This is a genomic window from Streptomyces sp. MB09-01 (assembly GCF_033794505.1).
GTDB lineage: Bacteria > Actinomycetota > Actinomycetes > Streptomycetales > Streptomycetaceae > Streptomyces.
In genome coordinates this window covers 2,496-11,558 of sequence record NZ_JARAYQ010000256.1, presented here as the reverse complement: position 1 = coordinate 11,558, position 9,063 = coordinate 2,496, and the positions used below count along the sequence as shown (strand labels likewise).

The following is a 9,063-nucleotide window of genomic DNA, read 5'->3' as shown; positions in this document are numbered from 1 at the left end:
GCTACCCCTGGGGAGGGGGTGGCCGCACCAGTGCGGCCAGGGGGGCCGCATGGATGCGGCCAGGGTGGCCGCACCAGTGCGGCGGTTCCTTCTTCTCTTAAAGAATCTCTCTCTCAAGAGGGGGGTGCGCTTGAAGCGGTACCCGGTGAGGGTGATGCTGCCGTGACGGAGAGAGAGACTTCGGCTGCGCCGGAAAACACCGGGGTGGTGCCCGCCCAGCGGACCGCAGACGACGAGGCAGACCAGGTTGTTGCCGCCTACCGTGAGGTGCTTCGCAGGCCGATCACCAGCAAGGCCCTCAGCACGATCCGCTCGGCGGCCGGGGAGCTGCTGGCCGACGGCTTCCCCGCCTGGTGGCTGTGTGACCGAGTCCGGGAGATGGCCCCGCGAGGATGGACCGACCTACACAAGCACGCGGACCGCTCCACGGCACCGACCGACCTGAGGGCCGCCGCCGTCGAGTGGTGCGGTGACTGCGGGCAGCACGACCGCAAGCGCTTCAACGACCTGTACGAATACGTGGACTGCTGGACGTGCAGCCCGATGGCCCTTGCCGGAGTAGCCCAGTGAAGGAACTCGAACTCCCCGAGCAACGGGGCGGCCTCGATGGTGCCGCCCCGCCGCACGACCTCAACGCCGAGATGGCGGTCCTCGGCGCGATGCTGATGTCCAAGGAAGCCATTGCCGAGGCCGTCGAAGTCCTGAAGCCGGAGCACTTCTACAAGCCGGCCCACGCGACGATTTTCGAGGCCACGGTCGGGATGTACCTGCGCGGAGAGGCCGCCGACCCCATCACCCTCTCTGCCCTGCTTACGCAGCGGGGCGAGAGCGCCCGGGTCGGTGGCAGCGCCTACCTCTTCACCCTGACCGGCTTCATGTTCGGAGTCGGATCCGTCAGGTTCTACGCGGAGATCGTCCGCGAGACGTGGTCGGTGCGGCAGGTCATCATCGCCACCCGCACCACCCTGAACACCGCACTGCGCGGCGAAGGCACGGCCAGCGAACTCGTCGCCGCGCAGCAGCGGGCCCTGCTCTCGGCAGTCGACGAGGACGAGGACGACGGCCTGGGCCTGCTCGGGCCGGCGCTGGAGGACTTCCACGACGACTACGAGGAGCGGGCCGCCAACGCCGGCAAGCTCAGCGGGATCAGCACCGGCTTCACCGACCTCGACTCGCTCACCGGTGGTCTTCAGCCCGGACAGCTCATCGTCGTTGCCGGCCGCCCGGCGATGGGCAAGTCGACCCTCGCTCAGGACTTCGTGCGGGCCTGCTCTCTGAGGGACAGGCAGCCCTCGGTGTTCTTCTCCCTGGAGATGGGCCGCCGCGAGATCACCCGCCGAGTGATCTCGGCCCAGGCCAGGGTGCCGCTGCACCACATCACGCACGCAATCCTGCCGGACGAGCTGCGTGCCAAGGTCGACCGCATCACGTTGGAGCTGATGGACGCTCCTATGTGGATCGACGACTCCGCCAACTTGAACCTGGTCACCATCACGGCCAAGGCCCGAAAGCTCCGCGAGCGCCAGGGGCTCAAGCTCATGGTCATCGACTACCTGCAGCTGATGCAGTCCGGCGCCGGGCGGCGTCCGGAAAGCCGGCAGCAAGAGGTCTCCGACATCTCCAGGGCACTGAAGATGCTCGCCAAGGAGCTGCAGATCCCCGTGGTCGCCCTGTCCCAGCTCAACCGCGGATCCGAGCACCGGACGGATAAGAAGCCGGTTGTCTCCGACCTGCGGGAGTCCGGTGCGATTGAGCAGGATGCGGACATGGTGATCCTCCTGCACCGCGAGGACGCCTACGAGAAGGAATCGCCGCGCGCGGGCGAAGCCGACCTCATCGTTGCCAAACACCGCAACGGCCCGACCGCCACGATCACGACCGCGTTCCAAGGCCACTATTCGCGCTTCGTCGACATGGCCAGCACCTGAGGGGGACCACCACATGAACAGCAAGGAATTCTCCACCGGCCTCGCCGAGCTGCGGGCCGTACGCGACGAACTCAAGCCCCTGGAGCGCGAGCTGTCCCAGCTCCAGGCCAAGGTCGGCAAGCTGCGCGACCGCCGGGCCGAGAAAATCCGCGAGCTCGGCGGTTTCGCGAAGGCCACTTCGGACCGGATCGCGACGGCCGCCGGCCTCGGTGTGATCGACATCGTGGCCCTGGTGCCCTCTCTGGCCCCTCAGGGCGCCCCTGAGGGGTCCGTAGAGGCTCCTGCGACCGAAACCGTCACCGGTGATCAGCTGGCCACTCAGGCGCCCGCAGAGCCGATCAAGGAAATGACCGCGTCGCCGAAGCCGGATGAGCCGCAGACAGTCGAGCTGTCCGGCACCGTCGCTCGTATCGGCGCGGCGCCCGCCGATGGCGCCTCCGACCCGGAGGTGCTCGCCGAACCCGAGCAGGCCGCAGCCGCTCCGGCGCCCGCTGCCGCCCGGGTTGGGGAGGCTGAGCGCGTTCTGCCCTCGATTCCCGCGGGCGCCGAGGGCGACCGGTGGTTCCACGCCGAGCGTGACCTGGCGTCGAAGCGTCCGAATTTCAAGCAGGCGGCGAGGGGGATGGCGTTCCTGGACACCTCGACCGGCGTCCTGGTGTGGCAGGGCGGGACCGTCCGCCTGGACCTCGGCCGAGCCTCGGTGGCGGAGATCCTCACCGCCGTCTACGCGGTGGCTCCGGCGTCGGTGGAACGGATCTACGTGACTGCGGGCGACCCGTGGCACCAGGGCGCGGAGCGGCACGAGTTCCTGAAGGACGCCGTCGCGGCCTGGCTGAACGGTCCGCTGCCGGAGGGCTGGACGGTGGAGGCTTCGCGCGGCCGGGACCGGCAGGCCGGCCACCTGGTCCATCCCCGCAACCCGGTCGGCCGCTGGCAGCGCGGAGACCAGCACACCGAAATCCGTAGCGTGGGCGAGTGGTTCGACCCCGCGGGCGCAGACCCGGCGACGGTGCGCGCTGCGTTCGTCGAGCTGTGGAAGGCGCTGCGTCCGCACTTCGAGGACGTCGTCCTCATGGGCTCGCCGTCGCAGACCGGACGGGACCTGTGGTCGCGGACGATCCCGACCAAGGCCGGCGCGAAGTGGGCGGACGGCTTCCCCGTCATGTCGCAGGAGATCCGCGGTCTGCTCCACGCCACCGCCGGTCAGGGCCGCACCGAGCTGATTGTGCCGCCGCGCGTTCCGGAGCGGGTGCCCGGCTGGTACGAGGTCGACCGGACTTTCGCGTATGCCAAGCACACCTGGGCGTCCGGTGTCGGCGTGCCGCGTCGGATCACTGCTGCCACCTTCGCGGCCATGACCGAGAAGGAGCAGACGAACGCGCTGTTCGCGCCGTCGCACTGGCAGGTGCGGGTGACGATCCCCAAGGACTGGAATCACGTCGGGCTCCTGCCTGCCCCGGCGCCCGGGGAGCGGGCCTGGCACTACCCGTACGAAGGCGGCCGGACCTTCACTACCTGGGCGGGCGGTGCCGAGGTCAACCTCGCGCTCCGCAACCCGATCGCGCCGTGGCGGATCGAGATCCTCGACGGCCTGCTGTGGGAGTCCGGCGACCCGCTCAAGAGCTGGAGCACCAAGCTGCGCGACGCCTGGCAGTCTCTGCGGGCCACCGCCGAGGTCCACGGGGACGAGCAGCAGCGGGCCGCTTGCCGCCTGGCCTCCCGCGCGGTGCGCAGCATCCTGTTGTACGGCATCGGAACGTTCGCGCAGCGGCCGCGGATCACGACCGGCTCGCTGGAGCTGGGCGCCAGTGGCGAGGTGCCCGACCTGCCGGACGGTGCTCGACTGACGGGCATCACGGACACCCACGTCACGTGGGAGCGCAACCAGGGGTTCGCGCGGGACCAGTACGCCCACCCGGAGTGGGCGGCCGGGGTGTGGTCGGCGGCCCGGGCGGCCCTGCTGTCGGTGAGCACCAGTTCGAAGGACCCGCAGACCGGGAAGCCGCTGAAGGCCGGCGCACTGCATCTCCCGCCGGGGAGCATCCTGGCCTTCCGTACCGACGCCATCTACACCTCGGCGCCGGTCGACTGGGAGTACGGCGGCGAGCCGGGCGACTACCTGCTCAAGGGCCGCATGCCCTGGGAGCAGACCACCCCGCGCACCGACGAGGAGTTCTATTACCTGCAAGGTCTCGGCCGCCAGGCCTACGAATCGGAGGGCATGTGAGCAGCACCGATGTGGGCTGGGGCGGCCAGTGGGAGCACCCGGCCTGCGGCGCCTCGGGCGAGGCGACGTGGGAGGACGAGGGCACCGTCCGCTCCGAGCACGACTGCGGCCGCGAGGGCGCGATCGTGTGGAGCGCGGAGTGGCACTGCCACGGCTGCGGCGATGAGGGCGACGGCCAGTTCGAGGACGACAACCCGGTGTACGCCGATCACGAGTGTGACGACGAGGACGAGGAGTCGGCCGCGTGACGCCGCGCAGGAGGAAGCTGGCGGGCGGCCGGGGCGCACAGCGCAACGAGGCCGCCCGGCTCACCGACGAGTTGGCGCGGGCCGGGTTCAGCCGGAAGCAGGTCGGCGAGATCCTCGGCCGCAACCCGTCGCTCGTCTCGCAGTTCTTCACGAAGAACAAGGGCGCGTCGATGGTGGAGGCGCTGCGGGCCGTGGTCCAGGAGGTGCAGGCCGGCGGCCCCCGGGACCTCGCGAGCCTGAAGGCCCTGGCCGCCGGGCACGTTCAGCCGCGGCTGAACCGCGAGGGCTACAAGGCCCGCGTACGCGGGAAGTCGCGGGTGCGGGCGGAGCGGACGGTCAAGGACGCGAAGGGCAAGGTGGTCATCGGCGCCGACGGGAAGCCGGTCAAGACCTGGTCCTCGTCCCTGGCCAAGGCTGGCAAGCAGCACATTGCCTCCGGCGCCGGCAGGCTGCGGCCCGTGGTCGACGACGCGGCCGCCAACGGTGGGAAGATCGCCTTCACCGTCCGGGCCCGCAAGGGCTCCTTCAAACACGACGCCGGCCGCCGGGCTGACTCCCCCGGTGTCCGGCGCAACGTCGTCCAGCGCCGCGACGGCACGGAGGAGCGGGCCTACGCTGACAACCGCGGCGGCCCGGGATCCGGCGAGGAAGGATTCGACGGCGCCGAGTTCAAGGCCCTGGTCGACGCGGCCGGCGGCGACGTCGCAGCCGCCGTCCAGAAGTGGCTCGTCGCCACCGACAAGATCGAGCCCGGCACACCGATCGTCGGACTGGAGATCCGCGCCTGGAAACCCCAAGGCTGACCGCCGGCCGGGATGCGGCGCACGTCCAACATCGCAACGGCATGGGCTCTGTTTGAGGAGCGCTTGCGCGGGATCCAGCTCGACGCCCTCTACCACGCAGCTGGCGGCGACCTCGCGGCCGCCGCCCAGACGGGCTCAGCACCCGCACGAGCAGCCTGGCACAGGCCATCTCCCCCAGATCACACAAGGATCCGTCATGCCAGGAGGGTGATGAACCCAGCAGCCTGTGCCCGAGTAACGGACGGACTGAGGGGCCGTATCCCCTGCTTCGGCTGACCGAGGCCAACAGCGGGTGATAGATGTGAGCGATCATTGATCGCGGGGGCGCTTCCTTAGACGGGCATGGGGGTGGGTGTAGTGGCCCGAGTGGTTTGTGTGCACGGAATAGGACAGCAGGTGCAGGGGGAGGACCGGCTAAAGGCAGCGTGGTGGCCGGCCTTGAGTGACGGGCTACGCCGGGCCGGGGCTTGGGGCCTGATATCGGAGTCGGACGTCTCGATGGGCTTCTTCGGGGACCTATTCCGTCCGGCAGGGCAGATGCTGTCCGCAGCGGACCTGCCCTACACAACCCGTGACGTCGAAGACGCCCTCGAGCGGGCGCTGCTGGCGGCATGGTGGCGAGCGGCTGCGGATGCAGATCCGGGGGTGGTTCCACCGGATGCCGCGGACACCCTGGTGTCGACACCGCGCTCGGTTCAGGCCGCGCTGCGGGCGCTTTCGGGCTCGCGGTTCTTCGCGAACGTGGCTCTGCGGTCGATGGTCGCTGACCTGAAGCAAGTACGCGCGTACCTGACGGATGACAAGGTGCGGGAGCAGGTTCGGAGCCGAGTAGCCGAGACGATCGGGGCGGATACGCGGGTGGTGGTTGCGCACTCGTTGGGGTCGGTGGTGGCATATGAGGCGTTGTGTGCGCTGCGGGACCACGGGGTGCGGGCGCTGGTGACGGTCGGTTCCCCATTGGGGATCCGCCATCTGGTGTTCGACCGGCTCCAGCCCGCGCCCGCCGCGGCGGGAAGGCAAAAGCTGGGCTCGTGGCCGGGTGGTCGCGACCTGGTGTGGACGAACCTGGCGGCCGCGGGGGATGTGGTGGCCTTGGTGAAGGACCTGCGGCCGCTGTTCGGTGAGCAGCTGCGCTCGGGAGTGCTGAACAACAGCACTCACGCACATGACGCCACCTCCTACTTGACCGACGCGTTGTGCGGGCAAGCCATCGCGGACGGCCTGGCGTGACGCAGGAGGACGACGGCAGAGACGAACCCAGGCGGTACCTGATCGCGGCCGCGGTGGCGCACTACCCGAAGAATCGGGACTGGGACCGGCCCGAGTTGGTGACGGCCCGAGAACAGGTCGTCCGGGTGTTCACCGACCAGCTCGGCTACCGCCTATACGACTGCCTGCCCCTCAGCCCTACCAGGCAGCAGCTGAAGGAAGCCCTGCGCGGATTCTGCCGCTCGCCGGAGCGCCGCGAGGACGACTTGTTGACGGTGTACCTGTCCTGCCACGGAGAAGTCCTTGACGACGGAGGCGAGCACGTCCTGCTCGCCTCTGACACCGACCCCGAGGACCTTGTCGACACAGCACTGCCGACCGCGGAACTGACCCGCACCCTGCTGCGCGACACGCGCATCCGCCGCGTCCTGCTGCTGCTGGACGCCTGCTACGTGGGCCAAGGCGGCAATCAGGTGGCCTCCGCGGCCCTGGAGCGCCTTGGGGAAAGCTGGGGAAGAGGCTCCGGGTCAGGCCTGGTGGTCGTCTCCTCCGCCCAGCCCCATCAGCAGGCGATCGCCGGACTGTTCCCGAAGCTGCTGGAGGCCGCGATCAGCGGCTTGCCTGTCGCAGGACACGGCCCGGACATCCTGCCGGTCAACGCGCTGGTCCAGCACATGAACAACTCGCCAGACCTGCCCGAGTATCAGCGGATCGGCCTGGCGATGGTGGGCCTCGATGGCGAGGCGCCTCCGTTCATACCGAACCCGCGCCACGACGCCGAACTCAACGACGTCGATCTCGCCCTCCAGCAGGCTGCCGCATTCGACGAGCAAGACCGGCGGCGCGAGACCGAGTTCACCAACAGGCTGCTGGTACGCGCCATGGGTTCCCACAATCCCGACGGACAGGATTCCGGGGCTGCCGGCCACGGATGGTGGTTCACGGGTCGTCACGCCGCGCTCCAGGACCTGGCTGCCTGGCTCAAGTCCCCTGCACAGGAATCTGCGTGCCGGGTGGTTACCGCTGGGCCGGGTTCAGGGAAAACTGCCGTACTCGGCCTCGTTGCTGCTCTCACACACCCCGAACGGCATCGTACCGTCCCCGAAACCGCTCTTGGCCTGCCACCGGATCTCCTCACGCCCGGCCTTGTCGATGCTGCTGTATACGCCCAGCACCTGACCGACACCGACGTCCTGGAAGCCCTATGCGCAGCCGCCCGCGTTCGTGTCAACACCGTCGGCAAACTCCTCGACGCCCTCGACAACCGCTCCGCCGCGCTCACCGTCCTTATCGACGCGCTCGACGAGGCCGCCACCCCCGACAGTCTGTGCAGCACCATCCTGCGCCCGCTGATCGAGCACTCCCGCGGCCGAATCCGCCTGCTTCTGGGCACCCGCCCATACCTCCTGCCCCGCCTCGGCACCGATCCAGCTACGGTGATCGACCTTGACAGCGCCGGCTACGCCGACCCGGAAGCCCTCACCGTCTACGCCGCCCGCACCCTCCTCCAAGCACACCGCACTTCGCCGTACCGCGAGCACGTTCACGCTGTTGAACCGATCTCTGCGGCGGTCGCCCGCGCTGCTGACCGGTCCTTCCTCATCGCCCGCATCACCGCGGGTATGCTCGCCGCCACTCCCACCATCCCCGACCCGGCCGACCCTGCTTGGCAAGCCGATCTGCCGCGCCATGCAGGCGACGCTATGCGTCGCGACCTTCGCCAACGTCTCGGCCACCATGCCAAGCGCGCTACCGACCTCCTGCGTCCTCTCGCCTATGCCCAGGGCCAAGGCCTGCCCTGGGAAGACGTCTGGGCTCGTCTTGCCACCGAGATGTCCGGCTGTCCCTACAGTGACGACGATCTGTTGTGGCTGCGCAGCTCGGCCGGCTCATACGTTGTAGAGGCGACGGAAAATGGCCGTTCCGCCTACCGGCTCTACCACGAGGCGATGGCTGAGTACCTACGCGAGGGCACCGACGACCAATCCGCGCATACCGCCTTCGCCCGCATCCTCACCGAGAACGTCCCCCACCTTGGCGACGGCACCCGCGACTGGTCCCGTGCCCACCCCTATGCACTCAATCACCTGGCCGAGCATGCGCATCTGGCTGGCCTCCTCGACCAAGTCCTCACCAACAGCGGCTACCTCGTCCATGCCGCGCCCCGCAGCCTTACTCCCCATCTCCATCGAGCCCGTTCAAACGCGGCACGGTTGCGTGCGGCTGTCTACCGGACCAGCCTCCACCTCCACCGCGACGCCGAACCGCCCGCGAGGCAACAGTCTCTGGCCCTCGAGGCTGCCCGCGCCGGTGCCCAGGCTCTCCACCGCGAGCTCACCCGGCATATCCCGCCGGGCGACTGGTCTCCTGATTGGGCCACCGGCAGCACCTTTACTGCCTCCCTTTGCGACACCCTCACCGGCCACACCGGCGCTGTGTCCTCCGTGGCGTGCACGGTTCTCGACGGACAGACCGTGTGCGTGGCCGCAGACCAGGAGACGGTGCGGGTGTGGGACCTGCGCAGCGGCCAGCAGGTCGGACAACCACTCACCGGCCACACCGGCGCTGTGTCCTCCGTGGCGTGCACGGTTCTCGACGGACAGACCGTGTGCGTGGCCGCAGACCAGGAGACGGTGCGGGTGTGGGAC

The 9,063-nt window shown here is 69.3% G+C and carries 7 protein-coding genes; all 7 read left to right on the top strand.

The genetic code is table 11. The features are described from left to right. Positions 1–162 precede the first annotated feature (162 nt). Positions 163–570, top strand: a complete 408-nt coding sequence (locus tag PV721_RS35270; protein WP_319731636.1) for a hypothetical protein — start codon at positions 163–165, stop codon at positions 568–570. Further along, on the top strand, positions 567–1,928 hold the full coding sequence (dnaB, locus tag PV721_RS35265; protein WP_319731634.1) for a replicative DNA helicase: 1,362 nt from the start codon (positions 567–569) through the stop codon (positions 1,926–1,928). Before PV721_RS35270 ends, dnaB begins: the two co-directional genes overlap by 4 nt. Positions 1,929–1,941: 13 nt before the next feature. Further along, positions 1,942–4,155, top strand: a complete 2,214-nt coding sequence (locus PV721_RS35260) for a Mucin-19 (RefSeq protein WP_319731632.1) — start codon at positions 1,942–1,944, stop codon at positions 4,153–4,155. Continuing rightward, on the top strand, positions 4,152–4,403 hold the full coding sequence (locus PV721_RS35255; protein WP_319731630.1) for a hypothetical protein: 252 nt from the start codon (positions 4,152–4,154) through the stop codon (positions 4,401–4,403). Before PV721_RS35260 ends, PV721_RS35255 begins: the two co-directional genes overlap by 4 nt. Further along, a complete protein-coding gene (locus PV721_RS35250) occupies positions 4,400–5,206 on the top strand; it encodes a hypothetical protein (protein WP_319731629.1) in 807 nt (268 codons plus the stop codon). Before PV721_RS35255 ends, PV721_RS35250 begins: the two co-directional genes overlap by 4 nt. Positions 5,207–5,704: 498 nt before the next feature. Continuing rightward, positions 5,705–6,436 carry a hypothetical protein gene (locus PV721_RS35245; RefSeq protein ID WP_319731627.1) on the top strand — a complete coding sequence of 244 codons (732 nt, stop codon included), beginning with the start codon at positions 5,705–5,707 and terminating at the stop codon, positions 6,434–6,436. Then, on the top strand, positions 6,433–9,063 hold a 2,631-nt coding region (locus PV721_RS35240), incomplete at its 3' end, for a caspase family protein (RefSeq protein WP_319731626.1). The genes PV721_RS35245 and PV721_RS35240, both read left to right, overlap by 4 nt.